The sequence below is a fragment of the Pseudomonas sp. SIMBA_041 genome, from assembly GCF_046535095.1.
In the GTDB taxonomy this organism is placed as follows: domain Bacteria; phylum Pseudomonadota; class Gammaproteobacteria; order Pseudomonadales; family Pseudomonadaceae; genus Aquipseudomonas; species Aquipseudomonas mucoides.
On sequence record NZ_JAWRXJ010000897.1, the window covers coordinates 1 to 238 of the forward strand.

The 238-nt window shown below is 65.1% G+C and carries 1 protein-coding gene; it reads left to right on the plus strand.

Annotated features, from left to right (window positions below; genetic code table 11):
• Window positions 1-238, plus strand: a 238-nt coding sequence (locus SB725_RS33730) for a hypothetical protein (RefSeq protein ID WP_410923761.1), incomplete at both ends; no start/stop codon positions are given.

The following is a 238-nucleotide window of genomic DNA, read 5'->3' on the forward strand; positions in this document are numbered from 1 at the left end:
GGCTGCCGGCGCCGTGGAACGGCCTGCTGCTGGGCGCCAACAGCACCTTCAGCCGCTCCAGTGCGAGCATCGAGGGCTTCGACCAGAAGGCCGGGGTCAACCGCAAGCGCGACATCGACCTGCCCAACCAGTCGGACACCGTGGGCAACCTGATGCTCGGTTGGGAAGACGACAAGCTCAGCCTGCGCCTGTCGGCCAACTACAAATCGGCCTACCTCTATGAGCTGGCCTCCATCAG